The organism is Streptomyces sp. NPDC048419 (assembly GCF_043200415.1).
Lineage (GTDB): Bacteria > Actinomycetota > Actinomycetes > Streptomycetales > Streptomycetaceae > Streptomyces.
Genome location: NZ_JBICXT010000005.1, coordinates 455,804 through 474,919, shown reverse-complemented (window position 1 = coordinate 474,919; position 19,116 = coordinate 455,804). Strand labels below are relative to the sequence as shown.

General features: G+C 72.4%; 10 protein-coding genes. 3 read left to right on the top strand and 7 right to left on the bottom strand.

Annotation, left to right across the window (positions count from 1 at the left end; translation table 11 throughout):
* Window positions 1–107: 107 nt before the first annotated feature.
* From ACGFYN_RS14955 to ACGFYN_RS14925, 7 genes are all read right to left on the bottom strand, one after another.
* Window positions 108–2,339, bottom strand: coding sequence for a CDP-glycerol glycerophosphotransferase family protein (locus tag ACGFYN_RS14955; protein WP_393866223.1), 2,232 nt, complete (start codon window positions 2,337–2,339; stop codon window positions 108–110).
* A gap of 8 nt (window positions 2,340–2,347) precedes the next feature.
* Entirely contained in the window at window positions 2,348–4,549 is a 2,202-nt protein-coding gene (locus ACGFYN_RS14950) for a CDP-glycerol glycerophosphotransferase family protein (protein WP_393866222.1), read from the bottom strand.
* 153 nt (window positions 4,550–4,702) lie between these two features.
* Window positions 4,703–6,904 carry a CDP-glycerol glycerophosphotransferase family protein gene (locus ACGFYN_RS14945; RefSeq protein ID WP_393866221.1) on the bottom strand — a complete coding sequence of 734 codons (2,202 nt, stop codon included), beginning with the start codon at window positions 6,902–6,904 and terminating at the stop codon, window positions 4,703–4,705.
* Window positions 6,905–7,060: 156 nt separating this feature from the next.
* The gene (locus ACGFYN_RS14940) at window positions 7,061–7,942 is read right to left on the bottom strand and encodes a carbohydrate ABC transporter permease (RefSeq protein ID WP_393866220.1); all 882 of its coding nucleotides are present in this window, start codon (window positions 7,940–7,942) and stop codon (window positions 7,061–7,063) included.
* Entirely contained in the window at window positions 7,939–9,288 is a 1,350-nt protein-coding gene (locus ACGFYN_RS14935; RefSeq protein WP_393866219.1) for a carbohydrate ABC transporter permease, read from the bottom strand. The genes ACGFYN_RS14940 and ACGFYN_RS14935 overlap by 4 nt, the downstream gene beginning before the upstream one ends.
* Window positions 9,289–9,296: 8 nt before the next feature.
* Complete coding sequence (locus tag ACGFYN_RS14930; protein ID WP_393866218.1) at window positions 9,297–10,688, bottom strand: ABC transporter substrate-binding protein; 1,392 nt, start codon at window positions 10,686–10,688, stop codon at window positions 9,297–9,299.
* Window positions 10,689–10,860: 172 nt separating this feature from the next.
* Complete coding sequence (locus ACGFYN_RS14925; protein WP_393866217.1) at window positions 10,861–14,271, bottom strand: FHA domain-containing protein; 3,411 nt, start codon at window positions 14,269–14,271, stop codon at window positions 10,861–10,863.
* 366 nt (window positions 14,272–14,637) lie between these two features.
* Here ACGFYN_RS14925 and ACGFYN_RS14920 point away from each other — a divergent pair, with 366 nt between their 5' ends.
* The 3 genes from ACGFYN_RS14920 (at window position 14,638) to prfB (ending at window position 18,846) form a co-directional block, all read left to right on the top strand.
* On the top strand, window positions 14,638–16,302 hold the full coding sequence (locus ACGFYN_RS14920) for a serine/threonine-protein kinase (protein ID WP_393866216.1): 1,665 nt from the start codon (window positions 14,638–14,640) through the stop codon (window positions 16,300–16,302).
* A gap of 113 nt (window positions 16,303–16,415) precedes the next feature.
* Window positions 16,416–17,657: a serine/threonine-protein kinase gene (locus ACGFYN_RS14915; protein ID WP_393866215.1), complete on the top strand. Its 1,242-nt coding sequence runs from the start codon at window positions 16,416–16,418 to the stop codon at window positions 17,655–17,657.
* Window positions 17,658–17,742: 85 nt separating this feature from the next.
* Entirely contained in the window at window positions 17,743–18,846 is a 1,104-nt protein-coding gene (gene prfB / locus ACGFYN_RS14910; protein WP_393866214.1) for a peptide chain release factor 2, read from the top strand.
* The last annotated feature ends 270 nt before the right edge of the window (window positions 18,847–19,116 follow it).

The following is a 19,116-nucleotide window of genomic DNA, read 5'->3' as shown; positions in this document are numbered from 1 at the left end:
CCGCCGCGGCCCCCCGGCCTCTGGCTCCCCGGCCCGAGCGGGGGCGGGGGCGGGGCCCCGCCCCCCCCCCCCCCCCCCCCCCCCACGCACGTTTACGTGACGCACCGTCAGTTCATCGAGGGGGCCCGCTCGGTGGCGGGTGCGGGCAGGACCGGAGCCGTCCGCGGCTCCGGCAGCTGCTCGCCCAGCAGCACCGTCCGGACGACCCGCTCGGCCGCCTGCCCGTCGTCGAACTCGCAGAACCGCTCGCGGAAGGCGGCCCGCAGGCCCGCCGACTCCTCGTCCTGCCACGTCCCCGAGGCGAACAGCCACGCCAACTCCCGGTAGGAGCGCGACACATGGCCCGGGGCCTCGGCGGTGACGTCGAAGTAGGCGCCCCGGCTCGCCGCGTAGGCCGCCCAGTCGTCGGCGTGGACCACGATCGGCCGGTCCAGGTTGGCGTAGTCGAACATCAGGGCCGAGTAGTCGGTGACCAGCACGTCGGAGGCGAGCATCACGTCCTCGACGTGCGGCTCGTCCGTCGCGTCCACCAGGACGCCCCGCGCGTGCAGGTCGGCGAGGCCGAGGCCGCGCGCCGTGCCGGTGGCGAGGGAGGGATGCAGCCGTACGACGAGGGTGTGGCCGGCACCGAGGTCGGCCGCGAACCGGGCCAGGTCGATCCGGTCGACATGCCCGCCCCTGCGGTACTCGCGGCGGGTCGGCGCGTACAGCACGACCGTGTTCCCGGCGGGGATCCCGAGCCGCTCGCGGACGGCCGCGGCGCGCCCCGCGGGGGCGTCGACCAGCACGTCGTTGCGCGGGCTGCCCGTCCGCAGCGAGGTGAAGTGGCAGGGGTACGCCCGGTCCCACACCAGCTCGGAGTGCCGGTTGGCGACCAGGCTCAGGTCCCAGCGGTCGGCGCGGTGCAGCATCTTCGGCACGCTGAACCCGTGCCGGGCACCGGGCTTGTCCAGCAGGTCGGCGCCCATGTGCTTGAGCGGGGTGCCCTGGTGGGTCTGGAGGTGGACGCTGCCGGGGCGCTTGGGCAGGGAGCCGGGCCAGTTGACGTTGTTCACCCAGAACGTGGCCCGCGCCGCCACCGCGTGGTAGCCCCGCGAGCCCGGCGTCACGAAGTCGGTGCCGGGCGGCAGCGAGTCCACCGCGTCCTCCCGCACCACCCACACGCCCCTGATGTGCGGCGCGAGTTCGCGGGCCTTGGCGTGGATCGCGGCCGGGTCGCCGTGCACGCCCGCGTGGTGGGTCGCCGAGTAGACGGCGAGGTGCGGGTCGAGCGGGAGCTTCGACCGGACGCCGTACAGGGCGCGTTGGGCCGCCTTCGAGGCTCTGTCCACCGTGCGGCGCTTGCCCGCCCCGGCCAGCCTGCGCAGACCGCGCCCCGCGCGCAGAGCCGCGTAGGAGACGTAGGGCGACGAGGCCAGCAGTCGCATCTCGGTGCCGCGGGGGCCTTCGGGCGGGGTGAAGCCCTCGGGGCAGTGGCGGTCGTGGAAGGCGCGCATCTCGCGGTGGAAGGCCGGACGGTCCGCCGGGGTCACCCGGTCGTCGCGGGCGATCACGAACAGCATGTGGTCCAGGGCCCGTTCGAAGAGCAGCGGCCGGGTCCAGGCGAGGTCGTCGCGCTCCTCCAGAAAGGCGAACAGGCCCTCGTACTGCGGGAAGATGTCGAAATGCCGGCGTCCCGGGGTCTTGGTGATCGCGCCCTGCCGGCGCTGCCGGTACTCGACGCCGATGCGGTTCAGACAGGCGATGCGCTCCGCGAGCACCATCGACCGGTAGGTGACCGGCGCGTCCTCGTACAGGCCCGGCATGTACCGCAGGCCGTGCTCCTGGAAGAAGGCGCGCCGGTACGCCTTGTTCCAGGCGACCAGGAACAGATGCGCGTACTGCGGGCTCTCGCGGAGGCTGAAGACGTCCTGCCCCGCGGCGGCCAGCAGGGTCGAGGCGTCGCTGGGACCGCCCCGGCCCCACCAGTGGGTGCGGACGTGGTCGAAGACCAGGATGTCCGGGTCCTCGGCGCCCTTGAGCCGGTCGGCGACGGCGGCCAGCAGGCCCGGGGTGTAGAAGTCGTCGCTGTCGAGGAAGAGGACGTAGTCGCCGCGCGCCTCGGCCAGACCCGCGTTGCGGGCGCGGCCGAGACCGACGTTCTCGGGCAGGTGCAGCACCCGAACCCGCTCGTCGCGCGCCGCGTACTCGTCGAGGATCGCGCCGCAGCCGTCGGGCGAGCGGTCGTCGACGGCGATCACCTCGAAGTCGGGGTACGACTGTCCGAGCACCGAGTCGATGCACTCGTGCAGAAAGCCCTGCACCTTGAAGACGGGGACGATGATGCTGAAGCGGGGCACTGCTGAGCTCAGCTCCTTACGAGGGTGGAGGCGGCGGGGGCCGGAACACGGTCCGCGAGCGGGATCACGGGCGGGATCGACTCGGGCGGCTCGCCCAGCAGCACCCGGCGCACGACGCGCTCGGCGGCGTGACCGTCGTCGAACTGGCAGAAACGCTCCCGGAAGGCAGCCCTGGCATCGGCGGACTCCAGGCCCGCCCAGGAGCCGTCGCGGAAGACCCGGGCCAGCTCGCCGGGGGTGCGTGCCACCGGGCCCGGCGGGTGCTCCATCACGTCGAAGTAGACGCCTCTCAGCTCCCGGTAGACGTCCCAGTCGTCCGCATAGACGACGACCGGCCGGTCCAGGTTGGCGTAGTCGAACATGATCGACGAGTAGTCGGTGATCAGCGCGTCGGCGGCCAGGCACACGTCCTCGGACGAGCGGTGCGCGGTCACGTCGATGACCTGACCGGTGTTCTTCGCGGCGCCCTGGTCGTAGAAGTAGTGGGCGCGCAGCAGGACGACGAAGTCCTCGCCGATCTCCTCGCACAGGGCCTGGAGGTCCAGCCCCGTCTCGAAGCCGGTGTGGTGGTCGCGGTGGGTGGGCGCGTAGAGAAGGGCCGTCTTGCCCTCGGGGATGCCCAGTTCGCGCCGGATGCGGGTCACGTCGTCCGCGGTCGCCGTGTAGTAGACGTCGTTGCGCGGATAGCCGTACTCGAGCGTCTCGTGCGCGGCCGGGAAGGCACGCTCCCACATCTGGGTGGAGTGCCGGTTGGAGGAGAGGTTGTAGTCCCAGCGGTCGACGCGGGCCAGCAGCTTGGAGAAGCTGCCGGTCGCGGCCGCCACCACGGGGTACGTCGCCTGGTCGACGCCCATCTTCTTCAGCGGGGTGCCGTGCTGCGTCGACAGGTGCACGCTGCCCGCGCGCTTGACGACCGCGTCCGCGAAGTTGGCGTTGTTGACCAGGTACTTGGCGCGGGCCAGCACGTCCCAGTACTGCGCGCTGCCGATGACCGCGTACTCGACGTCCTTCGGCATGGTGTGCGCCTGGTCCGGCTCGACCAGGAACACCGAGCGCAGATGCGGGGCGAGTTCGCGGGCCTTGGCGTGGATCGCGGCCGGGTTGCAGGCGTAGCCGCGGCCCCAATAGGCCGAGTACACCGCGAGGTTGGCGTCCAGCGGGCGGCGCAGCCCGCGGGCGTACCGCAGACGGGTGCGCACCATACGAGGGCGTGGCAGGAGCTCGGCCGCCCTGGCCGCCGACTGGTTGGCGCCGCGCAGGGCGCGGAAGGCGGTGTACGCGCCGGTCGCCAGCAGCCGGTGCTGCACGCCGAGGCTGCCGCCCGGAGTGCGGTACCCGGCGGGCCGGTGGCGGCGGTAGAGCCTGCCCGCCAGCCGGAAGAAGGCGCGGCGCCTGGCGGGCAGCCGCCTGGGGTGCGCGGCGGTCTTCAGCACGGCCGCGAAGAGCTGCTCGAAGAGCTGCCCCAGCCGGTCGGGCGACAGGCCGTCCTCGGCGGCGCGGGTGAGCACCAGGTCGGTCTGGGCGAGGAGTTCGAGGTGGTGCTCGCCGGGCAGGCCGAGCCGGCTGCCCTGCCGGCGCACCAGATGCCGTACGACCACCTGGTGCAGGACGGCGGCCTTCTCGGCCTTCAGCAGGACCAGGCCGCCGAAGCCGACGTCGGTGAAGTGGCCGTCGGGGAAGACCAGTTGCTGCTCGGCCAGGAACACCCTGCGGTAGGCCGCGCTCCACGCCGGGAGCTGCACGCCGGTCAGCGCCGGCACCTGGTCGGGCGAGAAGGCGCCCGCCGGCTGCCGGGGCAGGAGCCCGGCGGCCGGGTTGGTCGGCTCGCCCTCCCACCAGGGGATGCGCTCGTGCTCGACGTACATCACGTCCACGTCGCCCGTCTCGGCGAGGCGGGCGTCCAGCGCCGCCAGCGCACCCGGGACGAGGACGTCGTCGCAGTCGAGGAACAGCAGGTACGCGCCGGTCGCCGCCCGCATCCCGGTGTTGCGCGCCCCGGCCAGTTCGCCCGAGGGGGGTGCGTGCACAGGGGTGACCCGGGAGTCCCGCGCGGCGTATCCGGCGGCGACGTCGGCCGCGGGCGCGCCGGGCGCGTCGCAGACCGGGATCAGCTCGAAGTCGCCGAAGGACTGCGCCAGAACGGAGTCCAGCGCCTGGGACAGCCGGCCTGTCACCCCGTGGGACGGGACGATGATGCTGAAGCGGGGCATTCTGCTCTTTCTGTCGAGGTGCTTGAGGGACTCGGCGGTCGCGGTTCAGCCGAGGCGTCCCGGCCGCCCTGCGGGACGCCAGGTGGACGGTCTGCTCGGTGTGGGCCGCGACGGGCTGGAGGGCATGTGAACTCCCCGGAATGTGAACGGCGTTCAGTGGCTGTCGGTGACGGTCGCCGGGCCGGCGGGTTGCGGCACCGTGGCCTGCGGGACGCGCGTGCGGGCCGCGAACGCGGACGGCACGGGGTGGCGTTCGGCCAGGGGGATCACCGGCGGGAGATCGGTCTCGCCCAGCACGACACGGCGTACGACGCGCTCGGCCGCGCGCCCGTCGTCGTAGGGGCAGAAGCGCTCGCGGAAGGCGGTGCGCAGCTGGGTGGAGCGGGAGCCGCGCCAGTGGCCGGTGGCGAAGATGTCGATCAGCTCGTCCTCGTTGCGGGAAACCGCGCCCGGCGGGAAGGAGCGGAGGTCGAAGTAGGTGCCGCGGGCCGCCTCGTACGCCGCCCAGTCGTCGGCGTGGATCACGATCGGGCGGTCCAGGCCCGCGTAGTCGAACATGATCGGCGCGTAGTCGGTGAGCAGGGCGTCCGAGGCGAGACAGAGCTCCTCGATGCTCGAGTGGCCCGTGACGTCGATGATCCGCGCTCCCTGCTGGACGGGGTCGTGCGTGCGCGCGAGGACGACGAAGCGGGGGCCCAGGCGGCGTAGGAGGCGTTCCAGGTCGAGTGCGGAGCGCTGGGTGCGGCGGTAGTCGCGGCGGGCGGGCGCGTACAGGACGGCGACGCTGTCCTCGGAGATGCCGAGACAGGCGCGCAGCCGGGTCACGTCCGCCGAAGTCGCCTTCTGGAACACGTCGTTGCGCGGAGAGCCGTATTCGAGCGTGGTGTAGCTACCGGGGAAGACGCGCTCCCAGACGAGGGTGGAGTGGCGGTTGCCCGACAGGACGTAGTCCCACTTGTCGACTCCGGCGAGGAGCGTTTCGAAATCCGTGTTCCGTGCCGCTGCCGGGCGTTCCTGGAGGTCGAGGCCCATGTGCCCCAGCGGGGTGCCGCGTTGGGTCTGGATCAGGACCTGGCCGCGGCGCTTGACCAAAAGGGGCTCGAAGTCGGTGTTGGCGACCAGGTACTTGGAGCGGGCCAGGGCGGACCAGTGGGCGGCCGTGCCGGGCCGGGCGATCCACGCCGTGCGGATGTGCGGCGCGTGCGTGCGGAACGCCGCCTCAAGGGCGCCCGGGTGACAGCCGTGTCCGCGGCCGTCGTACGCGGTGAAGGCGGCGCGGTCGGCGCGCAGCGGGAGGCGGAGCTGGACCCGGTAGTGCAGGCGGAGGGCCGACGCCCGTGCGGCGCGCAGGAACTTGACGCCGAGCTTGGCCGTCCTTCGGTGCACGGCCGCCGCGCCCTGAAGACAGCGGTACGTCCGGTGCAGGCCCCAGCGGACCAGGGTGTAGCGCAGGCGTGCGGGCAGCGGCAGCTGGACTCCGGGGACGCGGTAACGGCGGTGGTGGGCGCGGGCCTTGCGCAGGAACTCGGCGCGCGATCCGCGTGGCAGGCGCTCGCGGTGGGAGAAGACCTTGGTGAGGTGGTCGGCCATGCGACGGAACAACACCGGCCGCCAGCGCGTGAGTTCGGGGCGGTCGTCGAGGAACGCGAAGACCCGGTCGTACTGGTCGAAGATGTCGAAGTGCTTGCGGCTGCTGGTGCCGAGGATGTTGCCCCGGCGGCGCTGGCGGTAGTGGAGGCAGACGCGGTCCAGGGTCGTCAGGGACTCCGCGGTCATCAGGACCGGGAAGGTCCAGGGGGTGTCCTCGTAGTAGCCCGGCGGGAAGGTGAGGCCCTCGCGTTCGATGAACTCCCGCCGGCAGGCCTTGTTGCAGGCCATCATCAGCAGGTGCAGCAGGCCCGGGCGGTCCTCCAGGCGGAAGGGGACCGGGCCCTGCTCGGTGAGCTGCACCGACACCACGTTGCGGACGGTCTCGCCCGACCAGTAGGTGCGCGCGTAGTCGTAGACCAGGACGTCCGGTTCGCCGGTCTCCTTCAGGCGGTCGGCGATCGAGCGCAGGGCGTGCGGCGTGAGGGTGTCGTCGCCGTCCAGGAAGATCAGGTAGTCGCCGCTCGCCCACTCCATACCGGCGTTGCGGGCGCCGCCGAGCCCCCGGTTCGCCGGCAGATGCAGAGGGCGCACGCGCGGATCGCGGGCCGCGAACTCGTCGATGATCGCGCCGCTGCTGTCGGGCGAGCAGTCGTCGACCGCGATCAGCTCGAGATCGGGATACGACTGCGACAGCACCGAATCCAGGCACTCGTGGAGATACGCCTGAACCTTGTACGCGGGGACGATGACACTGAACCTGGGCAAGGCACATCCATGGGTCGACGCGGACGACTGGGCCTTGCCCGGAAACGGCCGATGGAGTGACTTGGTTACGTCTCCTACGGCATACGGGGGACATGCGGTGAACAGAACGGGTCGGGACCGTGACGTCCCGACCCCTCTGCTCCGTTGTCTTCGGGCCTACTTCACCGCGCCCGCCATCACGCCGGACACGAACTGCCGCTGGAACGCGAAGAACACGACCAGCGGGATCACCATCGAGATGAACGCGCCGGGTGCCAGCACGTCGATGTTGTTGCCGAACTGCCGGACCTGCTGCTGGAGTGCGACCGTCAGTGGCTGCGACTGGGAGTCGGAGAACACCAGCGCCACGAGCATGTCGTTCCACACCCACAGGAACTGGAAGATGCCCAGCGAGGCGATAGCCGGGGCGCCCAGCGGCAGGACGACGGTGAAGAACAGCCGGGTCTCGCCGGCGCCGTCCAGCCGTGCCGCCTCCATGAGTTCACGTGGGATCTGCGCGAAGAAGTTGCGCAGCAGGAAGATGGCGAACGGCAGTCCGAAGCCGACGTGGAAGAGGACCACGCCGATGATGTCGCCGAAGATGCCGATCTTGCCGAAGAGGTCGGCCAGCGGGATCAGTGCCACCTGGACGGGGACGACGAGCAGCGCGACCACGACCAGGAACCACCAGTCGCGGCCCTTGAAGTCCATCCAGGCGAAGGCGTATCCGGCCATCGCGCCGATGAGCACCACGAGCAGCGTGGCCGGGACCGTGATCCAGACGGTGTTCAGCAGCGACTGCGTGATCGCGTCGTTCTCCAGGAGCGACTTGTAGCTCTTGGCTGTCAGCTGGCCCGGCGCGGTGAACGCCTTCCACCAGCCCGAGGTGGCGATGTCGGTCGGGTCGCGGAAGGACGAGACCAGCAGGCCGAAGGTGGGCACCAGCCAGAACAGGGCGACGAGGATCAGGAAGACCCGCATCACCCCGCCCCCCGCACCGCTCGCCACCCGGGAGGCGAGGGAGCGCTTGCCGCGCACGGAGGTGTCGAGGACGGTCACCGGCGCTCCTTCCTCAGCCGGCGGATGTTCACGAACATCACCGGCAGTACGAGCAGCAGCAGCAGGACGCCGATCGCGCTGCCGACGCCCTCGTTGCCGCCGCCGCCGAAGGACGACAGGAACAACTGCAGGGCAAGGACGTTGGCGTCGGGCTGGCTCGGCTGTGGGGCGATGATGTAGACCAGGTCGAAGATCTTCATCACGTTGATCATCAGCGTGATGAGGACGACCGCCAGGACCGGTGCCAGCAGCGGCACGGTGATCTTGCGGAAGACCTGCCACTCGTTGGCCCCGTCGACGCGCGCCGCCTCCAGGAGGTTGCGGTCCACGCCCGCGAGTCCCGCCGCGATCAGCACCATCGCGAAGCCGGCCCACATCCACACGTACGAGCCGATGATGGCCGGGGTGACCAGCGTCGGGCCGAGCCAGTCGATGCCGTTGTACGGGGCCGAGAAGTTCGAGGCGGGCAGCTTGAGTTGGGCCCCGTCGGCCTTGTCCGGGAGGCTGAAGGTGCCGTCGGCGCCGGTCGTGGCGGAGGCGACCGTCCTGCCGCCCTTCACCGCCTCCACCTTCACGCCCTTCAGCGCCTTCTCACCCGGGTCGATCCTGCCCTTCGTGCCGCCGCCGCCCAGCTTGAAGTCCAGCCAGACGGTGCCGGTCACGCCGGAGCCCGAGGCCGCCTTGGCGTTCTCGGGGTTGCCTGGCACCTTGTTGGGCGCGATGCCGACCAGCGGGAGCAGGGCCGGGGTGCCCGCGTGCACGGTGCCGGTCGTCGTGAACGAGCCGCCGCCGGAGGGCTTGAGATCGCTCGCCGTCGCGTTCGGCCGGGCACCCGGATACACCGACGACGACACGAACGTGTCGTGGACGGCCTTGGCGACCGCGTTGGCGGCGCCGAGGTTGGGGTCCTGCTCGTACACCAGGCGGAAGATGATGCCGGCGGCGAGCATCGAGATCGCCATCGGCATGAAGACGATCAGCTTGAACGCCGTTCCCCAGCGCACCCGTTCGGTCAGGACCGCGAAGATCAGGCCGAGCGCGGTGACGAGGGCGGGTGCCACCGCGACCCAGATCGCCGTGTTGCGTACGGCGGTCAGGGTGGCGTCGTTGGTGAAGATGTCGCCGTAGTTCTTCAGCCCCACGAAACCGGAGCCGCCGGCGTCGTAGAGACTGCGCCAGATCGAGTACACGATCGGGTAGACCACGAGCGCTCCGAGGAGCACGAGTGCGGGCAGCAGGAACAGCACCGCCACCCACAGCCGAGTCCCCGTGACGCTCTTGCGCGGCGAGACGGAGGGCGTCGGCAGTGCGCCGGCGCCCCCTGTCGTCTTCGCTACCGACGTCATGGCCGCCGTCAGCCTGCGGCGTAGGCCTTGGCCGCGTCGGCCTCCAGCTTCTGCTGGGTGCCGGCGACGTCCTTCGGATTGCGCAGGAAGTCCTGCAGGTCCTTCCACTCGCCGACGCCCGCCGTACCGCCGAAGGCGGCCGGTGCCTGGTCGGACATGTCGAACCGGAAGTTGTCACCGGCAGCGAGTAGGGACTTCGCGATCTGGCGGGTGATGTCGTCCTTGTACGCGCTCTGGTCCATCTCCTTGTTGGGGGAGAGGATGCCGCCCTGGGCCGCCCAGATGTTCGCCGCGTCCGTCGAGGCGAGGAAAGTCAGCAGCGCCTGCGAGCCCTTGCCGTCCTTCAGCGCCACTGCGACGTCGCCGCCGCTGACCACGGGCGGGATGCCGCCGATGGTCGGGAACGGGAAGACCTTGGCGTCCTTGCCCAGCACGGCCTTGGTGTCGGCGTTGATGTTGGCCGTCACGAAGTCGCCCTCGAAGACCATCGCCGCCGGGTTGTCACCGGAGAAGGTCTGGGTGACCGACTTCGGGAACTCCGTGTTCAGCGCGCCCTTGTTGCCGCCCGCGAGCAGGTCGTTCTTGCCCCAGAGCTGGGCGAGCGTGGTGAGCGCCTTCGTCACCGACGGGTCCGTCCACTTGATCTTGTGCGCGGCCAGCTCGTCGTACTTGTTCGGCCCGGCCTGGGAGAGGTAGACGTTCTCGAACCAGTCCGTGAGCGTCCAGCCGTCCGCGCCGGCGACGGAGACGGCCGGGGAGCCGGCGTCCGACAGCGTCTGCGCGGTGCTGAGGAAGGTCTGCCAGGTCTTGGGGGTGCTGGTGATGCCGGCCGCCTGGAAGGCCGCGGTGTTGTACCAGACCAGGGACTTGTTGGCGGCCTTGGCGTAGACGCCGTACTGCTTGCCCTTCCAGGCGCCCAGGTCGACCCAGCCCTTGGAGAAGTTCTTGTCCAGCTGGGCCTTTGCGTCCGCGCCCATGGGCTTGAGCCAGCCCTTGTCCGCGAACTGGTGCAGCACGCCCACCTGGGGCAGGAACGCGACGTCCGGCGGCTTGCCGCCCTGGATCTTGGTACCGAGGAAGGTGGATGTGTTGTTGCCCGTGGGCACGAAGTTGATCTTGGCGCCGGTCCGCTTCGTGAACTCGGCCATGACCTTCATGAAGTTCTTCTGCTCGGCGCCGGTCCAGACGGCGGCGACCTCCAGGGTCTGGCCGTCGAGCTTGGGCAGCGTCACGCTGCTGCCGCCCGCGGTGCCGCTCGCGCTCGTCTTGGAGCCGCCGTTGTCGCTCTTGTTGTCGCTGCCGCCACAGCTTGTGAGTGCCAGCGCGAGGGCTGCCGCCAGGAGGGCGGCGGTGGGTTTGGCGGCCTTGAGTGTCCGGTGCTTGCTGCTCGTGCTGCGCATCACTGCCCCGTTCTTCGATCTTCGTCGAACGTCGAGCGCTGTCCCGTGGATCTGGTCTACGCCCGTCGGAATGGGTCGGCAAGTGCGCGTCGTGTGTCAACCGGGCATTCGTGACCGCCTCGTGACCAGGCGTCCGGTGTCGGCGTGACCGTCGCCGAAACAGCCGGGGGCGCTACAGCAGGGAGGGCACCTCCGACGCCGAGACCTCCCGGGCCGCTCGCTCCAGCGCGCTGGCCAGGAGGGCCAGGTCCGTCGGGCCGTTGCCCAGTTCCCTTACGGGGCGGCGGGTCGGGGGGTCGCCCATGCGCTGCCAGTCGAGAGGCACGACCGTCGGGCGGAGGGTGGCCGTACGGGGGATGCGGCCCGTGACGCGGCCGCCCTGGAAGGGGGCCGACCGGCCGTCGGGCCAGGTGAGCCGGCCGCGGCCCGGCGCCGGTTCGTCCGGGCCGGTGGCCGGAGGCTCGAGGGTCACGCGCAGGGTGGCTCGCTGCGCGGGTTCGGTGTCCGCCGTACGGCCGCCCGGGGCGGTCGCGGCCACCAGGTGGACGCCGAGGCGCTCGCCCTCGCGGGCCACGGCCTCCAGCGCCCGCATGACGGAACCCGCCGCGGGCCGGCCGGGTGAGCCGAGAGCGGGGCAGACCAGCGCGTCCAGGTCGTCCACGACGACCACCAGCCGGGGCAGCGGCGGTGCCGCCTCGGTCTGCCGGCGGGCGGCTCCCGGGCGCAGGCGCATGGTGGAGGTGGGCGGGGTGTCCAGGTCGCCCGACGCGGTCGTGCCGGTCACGCGCTGGGAGACGATGCGGCCCGAGAGCTCGCGGCCCGTGTGCCACTCCGTGAACCCGCCGCGGCCCAGCAGCTCGGAGCGGCGCTTCAGCTCGGCACTGAGGGACTGGGCGAACTCCCGCATGCGGACGGGATCGTTGGCGGTGAGATGGGTCGTCACGTGCGGGACGTCCGTACAGACGCGCAGGCCGTCGCCGTGGGCGCCCGCCCCGGAGGGGGCGGCCCCGGCGCTCACGCTGTCCCGGCCGTCCATCAGGACGATGCCGAGCCGGTCGGGGCGCTCGGCCGCGGCCAGCGAGGCGACCACGGCCCGCAGCAGCTCCGTACGTCCGCTGCCCGCCGGGCCCTCGATCAGCAGATGCGGGCCGTCGGCGGTGAGGTCCGCGCAGACCGGGCCGCGCGGGCCGGCGCCGAGCACGGCCCAGGCCCGTCCGCCGAGCGCCTGGGCGTCGTCCGCCGCGTCCGCCCAACGCGCCATCAGCGAGGCCGGGGTGGCCCGCGCGAGGCCCAACTCGTCCAGCAGCCGTGCCGCTTGGGGCAGCGGCACGGAGACACGCGCATGCCGCTCGGTCCCGGAGCCGTCCGTCCTGAGCGGTGCCAGCGCCCGTGCGAACCGCTCGGCCCAGGCCAGGGACACGGCGTCCACGACGGCCATGGTGCCGGGGCCTATCGGGGAGGTGTGCGCCCCGGTGCCCGGGGCGGTCGGGGTGGGGCCGTCGGCCGGCCCGTCCGGTGTCCTTCCGGCGGGAGCGCCGGGGGCGGTCCGTGCCACCCGCATCAGCCGCAGTGCCGCCGCCACGTCGCCGCTCAGCAGCGCGACCGCGCCGCAGTCCCGGAAGGCGGGTGCCACCGCGCAGGCCGCCTCGTACGTCTCCGCCACCGGCGACGCGGGCGACGCGGACGGCGTCTCGGCGAGGCACACGACGTGGATCCCGGCCCGCGGGCCCTCCAGCGCCAGACGCGCCACCGCCTCCCGCACGGCGGCGCCTCCGGGGTCGCCGTCCACGACGACGACGGTGTGCGGACCGGCGAAGCCGGCCGTCTCCTCCGGGCCGTCGTCCTCGCGGGCCCAGGAGGGCCTGCGGGCGGCGGCGCGGGACTGGCCTGCGGGCGTACGGGCCGGCGGCCGGGTGCCGTTGCGCACCTCCGCCTCCTGGTCGTCCAGACGCCGCAGCAGCTCGCCCGTGCGGGCCGTGGCCTGCTCCCGGTCGTAGGCGAGCAGGAGACGGCAGTCCTGGCCGTGGCCGGGGCGCAGGTGGGGGAGCCAGCCCAGCCAGGCCCACTCGGCCGTGCGCTCCTCCAGGGAGCGGGCGCGGTCCGCACTGATCAGGACGATCTCCAGGGCTTCGGGGGAGTGCAGCGCGGCGAGCTGGGCCAGCACCGCGCGGGCCAGCCCGGACAGCCGCGCGCGCGGTCCGGCCAGGCCCAGGGCCCCGGCCTCCCGCAGATCCGCGGTCACCGGCACCGCGGGCAGCAGCCCGGAGCCGTCGGGCGCCGTCCGGTCCGCAGTGCCGAGCCGGACCGTGAGCGCCTCCGGGTGACCCGGGGCGCGCTCCCACAGCCGCGGACCCGGGCCGAGCGCGGTCAGCAGCAGGGCCGCCGGATCGGGCCAGGTGTCCGGGAGCTGGGGTCCGCCGGGCGCCGCGGGACGCGGTGCCGCGCCCGAGCCGTCCTCCTCGTCGTACGCCTCGCCGCCGGGCGGCAGCTGCTCGCCGCGACCGCCGGCCAGCCGTCGCGCCCAGGCCGAGAGCCCGCCGCGCCTGCGCAGACCCTGGGGTACCTCGGTGCCGCGCGGCGGGGTACCCGTGCGCCTGCCGGACGGTTCGCCGTCGGGGGCGGGGGGAGCGGCCGTGTCCCATGCGACGGCGCCGTACCGCCCCGCGTGGGTGTCGCCGCCCGCTTCGCTCGCCCTGCTCTCTATGCGCGGCGCCTTGCCCTGCTCGGGCACCAGCGGTTGCCCGGCGGGGCCGTGTCCGTGGGCGGTGGCCAGGCCGCGCGAGGGAGTGGCGGCCGGGTCGCCGCCGTCGGGCACGCGCGCGTGGGGCAGTGGTACCGCGGTCGTGGCAGCGCCCGCGGGAGCCGTGGGCGCCGTGTCGACGGGGTTCTCCTCCCCGGACGCCACGCGCACGTGGCCCTCGCCGTCCGGAGCGGTCGGGACGCGCGCCCCGGGGCCGCCGGCCGGGGCGACCCGCAGGGCCGACTCCCCGATGCGCAGCAGCGCGCCCGGTGCGAAGCGCACCCGGCGGGTGGTCAGACGGGTGCCGTCCAGGGTCGAGCCGTTCGTGGAGTCGAGGTCGGCGACCGAGACCTGGCCGTCCGCGGCGACCGTGACCGCGCAGTGGAGGCGGGAGACGTCCGGGTCGTCGAGCGGGACGTCGGCGTCGGCGGAGCGGCCGATGCGGATCTCGCCGCCGTGCAGCAGGTGGACACCGCCCGCGTCCGGGCCCGCGATCACGTGCAGCTGGGTCGGGGCGTCGTCCAGCTCGGGGTGCGGCTCGGGCTCGGCCGGGGCGCCCAGGGAGAGCACGGCGCCGTCGATCAGCGGAGGCTCGCCCAGGGTGCAGCGCCGGTCGTCCAGGCGCTCCGCGCCCGCGTACAGCACGACCGGGCCGCCGGACTCGCGGGTCCGCTCGGGCTGGGCGGCGCCCGAGTCACCCGCGACCGCCGAGGCCAGTCCGGATGCCACCACGGACAGAGCCGTGCCCGCGGGCGCCGTGACCAGTACGTCGCAGCTAGCGGTGCGGCCCCGCGCACGGTCGGGCGGGCCCAGCGGGTCTACGACGGTCAGCCGGATCTGCATCGCCGTCTGCGGTCCCTTCTGCGCGGGCGCGGGCGAGGTCCCACCAAGATCCCGCCCCACACGAGCACATCGGCCAGTACTCCAGGCATCCTCGCACCTGCCACTGACAACGCGCCCGCCGCTCGGGAAAAGGTGATCTTGATTGGTCGGCTCTGCCCGCAAAAGTGCCTGACAGGTGGCATAGCCGAGACCGCTTGAGATCGGTCACGTCCACTTCGGGCAACCGGCGGACCGAGTCGAGCGTCTTTCCTTCGAACATGTCCCGGGATGCGTACGTAAGACGCAGGGGACGACGACAGGTCGTCGCCGTACCCGGCGGCACTACAGTGGGTCGGAACGGTAAGCAAGCAGCAGGGAGCACATGACGTGCGGCCGGTAGGCAGCAAGTACCTGCTCGAGGAGCCGCTCGGTCGCGGCGCCACGGGCACCGTCTGGCGGGCCCGCCAGCGAGAGACCGCGGGGGCCGAGGCCGCCGTGGCCGGGCAGCCCGGCGAGACCGTCGCGATCAAGGTCCTCAAGGAAGAGCTCGCGAGCGATCCCGACATCGTGATGCGGTTCCTGCGGGAGCGCTCGGTCCTGCTGCGGCTGACCCACCCGAACATCGTCCGGGTCCGCGACCTGGTGGTCGAGGGCGATCTGCTGGCGCTGGTCATGGACCTCGTCGAAGGCCCCGACCTGCACCGCTACCTGCGTGCGAACGGCCCGTTCACGCCCGTGGCCGCCGCTCTGCTCACCGCCCAGATCTCCGACGCGCTCGCCGTCAGCCATGCCGACGGCGTCGTCCACCGCGACCTGAAGCCGGCCAACGTCCTGCTGAAGCAGGACGGCGGGCAGATGCACCCGATGCTCACCGACTTCGGCATCGCCCGGCTCGCCGACTCCCCGGGCCTGACCCGCACGCAGGAGTTCGTGGGCACGCCCGCGTACGTGGCGCCGGAGAGCGCCGAGGGCCGCCCGCAGACCTCCGCCGTCGACATCTACGGCGCCGGCATCCTGCTCTACGAGCTGGTCACCGGCCGTCCGCCGTTCGCCGGCAGCTCCGCGCTCGAGGTCCTGCACCAGCACCTGAGCGCCGAACCGCGCCGCCCCTCCACGGTGCCCGACCCGCTGTGGACGGTCATAGAGCGCTGTCTGAGCAAGAACCCCGACCGGCGGCCCAGCGCCGAGAACCTCGCGCGCGCGCTGCGCGTGGTCTCCGAGGGCATCGGGGTGCACGCGAACTCCGCGCAGATCGCCGCGGCGGAGGGCGTCGGCGCGCTGCTGGCCCCGGATCCGGCACCGGCCGCCGTCCCCGGCTCGGGCGACCCCACGCAGGTGCTGCCGCAGGGCGCCGGTTCCTACGACCCGAACGCCGCGACCGCCTTCCTGCCGCACACCGGCGGACCGGGCCCGGCGGGTGCCGCCGACCCCACCGCCGTCCTGCCGAACACCGGGGCGGCCGACCCGACCGCCGTCATGCCGCCGATGCCTCCGGGGCAGCCGGGGCAGCAGGGCGAGCAGCCGCACCCCTGGCAGAACCAGCTGCGCGCCGCCCGCGACCGCAACGAACAGACCCAGGTCCAGCAATACCTCGACCCGAACGAGGACCCGCTGCGCCGCCGCCCTCAGCGGCAGGTCGCCCGCCCGCAGCACCAGCCGCGAGGCCAGCAGCGACCGCAGCAGGGCTACGGCTACCCGCAGCAGCAGCAACAGCCCCAGCGGCACGCCCCGCAGCAGCAGCCCCAGCGGCACGCCCCGCAGCAGCAGCCCCAGCGGTACGCGCCTCCGCAGCAGCCCGCGCGCGAGCCGCGGCCGCCGCGGCAGCGCAGCTCCAACCCGATGAAGATTCCCGGGCTCGGCTGCCTGAAGGGCTGCCTGTTCACGATCGTCATCCTGTTCGTCGCGGGCTGGCTGGTCTGGGAACTCAGCCCGCTCCAGGAGTGGATCGGGACGACCAAGAGCTACTGGCAGCAGCTGACCGACATGTTCCACACGGTGACCGGCTGGGCCGGGAAACTGGGCGACCTGGTCGGGGGCAGCGGCGGCAACTGACAGCCGGGCTTGGTGATTTGTCGACACCCGGCGGGTGATTTCGGTCTCGGCGGTGAAGGTTGGCTCCTCGGACGCGTAGTTTTAGCGATTAACACGCGTCGGTAGGAGCAGTCTTGGCACGGAAGATCGGCAGCCGGTACACCGCGAACCAGATCCTTGGGCGGGGCAGCGCCGGCACGGTGTGGCTGGGCGAGGGACCCGAGGGCCCCGTCGCCGTCAAGCTGCTGCGCGAGGATCTCGCGTCCGACCAGGAACTCGTCGGCCGCTTCGTGCAGGAGCGCACGGCGCTGCTCGGCCTGGACCACCCGAACGTCGTCTCCGTGCGCGACCTGGTGGTGGACGGCAACGACCTCGCGCTGGTCATGGACCTCGTCCGCGGCACCGACCTGCGCACCCGCCTCGACCGCGAGCGGCGGCTCGCGCCCGCCGCGGCGGTGGCGATCGTGGCGGACGTCGCCGACGGCCTCGCGGCCGCGCACGCGGCGGGGGTCGTGCACCGCGACGTGAAGCCGGAGAACGTACTGCTGGACATGCAGGGCCCGCTGGGCCCCGGCGGCTCGCACCCGGCCCTGCTGACCGACTTCGGCGTCGCCAAGCTGATCGACTCGCCGCGCCGCACCCGCGCCACGAAGATCATCGGCACGCCGGACTACCTGGCGCCGGAGATCGTGGAGGGCCTGCCCCCGCGCGCGGCCGTCGACATCTACGCCCTCGCGACCGTCCTCTACGAGCTGCTCGCGGGCTTCACGCCGTTCGGCGGCGGGCACCCCGGTGCCGTGCTGCGACGGCACGTCACCGAGACCGTGGTCCCGCTGCCCGGCATCCCGGACGAGCTCTGGCAGCTCCTCGTGCAGTGCCTGGCCAAGGCGCCGGCTTCGCGGCTGCGGGCCTCCGAGCTCGGCGACCGGCTGCGGGAGCTGCTGCCCCTGGTCGAGGGGATGCCGCCGCTGGACGTGGACGAGCCCGACACCGATCCGGAGGAGGAGCCCCAGGCGCCGGCCGGGGAGCCCGCGACGCCCACACGCGAGCAGGTGCGGCGGGGTGCCGTGCCGCTGGTGCCGGGCGCGAAGCCGGCCGACTCCAACCGGGACACCCACACCTCGATGCGCGTACCCGCCCCCGACGAACTCGCCGGCGGCGCCCGCGGCACGGCCCGCGCGCCCCGCGCGAGCGGGGCCCCGAGACCCGGTTCCGCCCGCCACCGCGCCGTCACCCGGCGCCGCCGCCTGACCCTGGGCGTGGCCGCCCTGCTCCTGGCGGCGGCAGCGGGCGTGGGTACCTGGCTTGCGACGTCGGGGGACGACGCGGGGGCGACCCCTCAGGACTCCAAGCATTCGGCACCGTCGTCGCCGTGACGGCACGCTTCCGGCGCCGGTCCGCATCATCCGGCCCGTAGCGGCCCGGCGCTGCTCGCTTGGCGGAGCCGTTACGCTGGAGGGCGTGGCAGTCGTCGATGTATCCGAAGAGCTCAAGTCCCTCTCCTCGACCATGGAGTCGATCGAGGCCGTTCTGGACCTCGACAAGCTGAGGGCAGACATCGCCGTGCTCGAGGAGCAGGCGGCCGCGCCGTCCCTGTGGGACAACCCGGACGAGGCGCAGAAGATCACCAGCAAGCTGAGCCATCTGCAGGCCGAGGTCAGGAAGGCCGAGGCGCTGCGGGGGCGGATCGACGATCTCGCCGTGCTCTTCGAGATGGCCGAGGAGGAGGACGACCCGGACACCCGTGCCGAGGCCGAGTCCGAGCTCACATCCGTCAAGAAGGCGCTGGACGAGATGGAGGTCCGCACGCTCCTGTCCGGCGAGTACGACGCCCGCGAGGCGCTCGTGAACATCCGCGCCGAGGCGGGCGGCGTCGACGCCGCCGACTTCGCCGAGAAGCTGCAGCGGATGTATCTGCGCTGGGCGGAGCAGAAGGGCTACAAGACCGAGGTCTACGAGACGTCGTACGCGGAAGAGGCCGGCATCAAGTCGACCACCTTCGCCGTGCAGGTGCCGTACGCCTACGGCACCCTCTCGGTCGAGCAGGGTACCCACCGGCTCGTGCGCATCTCGCCGTTCGACAACCAGGGTCGCCGCCAGACCTCCTTCGCGGGCGTCGAGATCCTTCCCGTGGTCGAGCAGACCGACCACATCGAGATCGACGAGTCCGAGCTGCGCGTGGACGTGTACCGGTCCTCCGGGCCCGGCGGCCAGGGCGTCAACACCACCGACTCCGCGGTGCGGCTGACCCACCTCCCCACCGGCATCGTCGTCTCCTGTCAGAACGAGCGGTCGCAGATCCAGAACAAGGCCACCGCCATGAACGTTCTCCAGGCGAAGCTGCTGGAGCGCCAGCGCCAGGAGGAGCGGGCCAAGATGGACGCCCTCAAGGACGGTGGCAGTTCCTGGGGCAACCAGATGCGTTCGTACGTCCTGCACCCGTACCAGATGGTCAAGGACCTGCGTACGGAGTTCGAGGTCGGCAACCCCGAGGCCGTGTTCAACGGCGAGATCGACGGGTTCCTCGAGGCTGGAATTCGCTGGCGCAAGCAGCAGGAGAAGTAAGTTTGTCGACAAGGCAACTGCCGCTCGTGAAGCGGCAGTTGCCTTTTTCGTGCCCGCTTGCGCGCGCGATGTCTGGGTTTTACATCACACTCACACGCTTCAATGCCTCGCATAGGACTCGTAGTTGGACATTGCGCACGCAATGGCCTTGACGTTGCATTGAAAAATGGGAAGGGTGAAGCGTGGCATGCGTATCTCTGGGGCGCATGTGAACCGGGGGGCTTTCACATAGCTGTCTCCGTCGATCACGGCCCCGAGCGCCGCCCAACT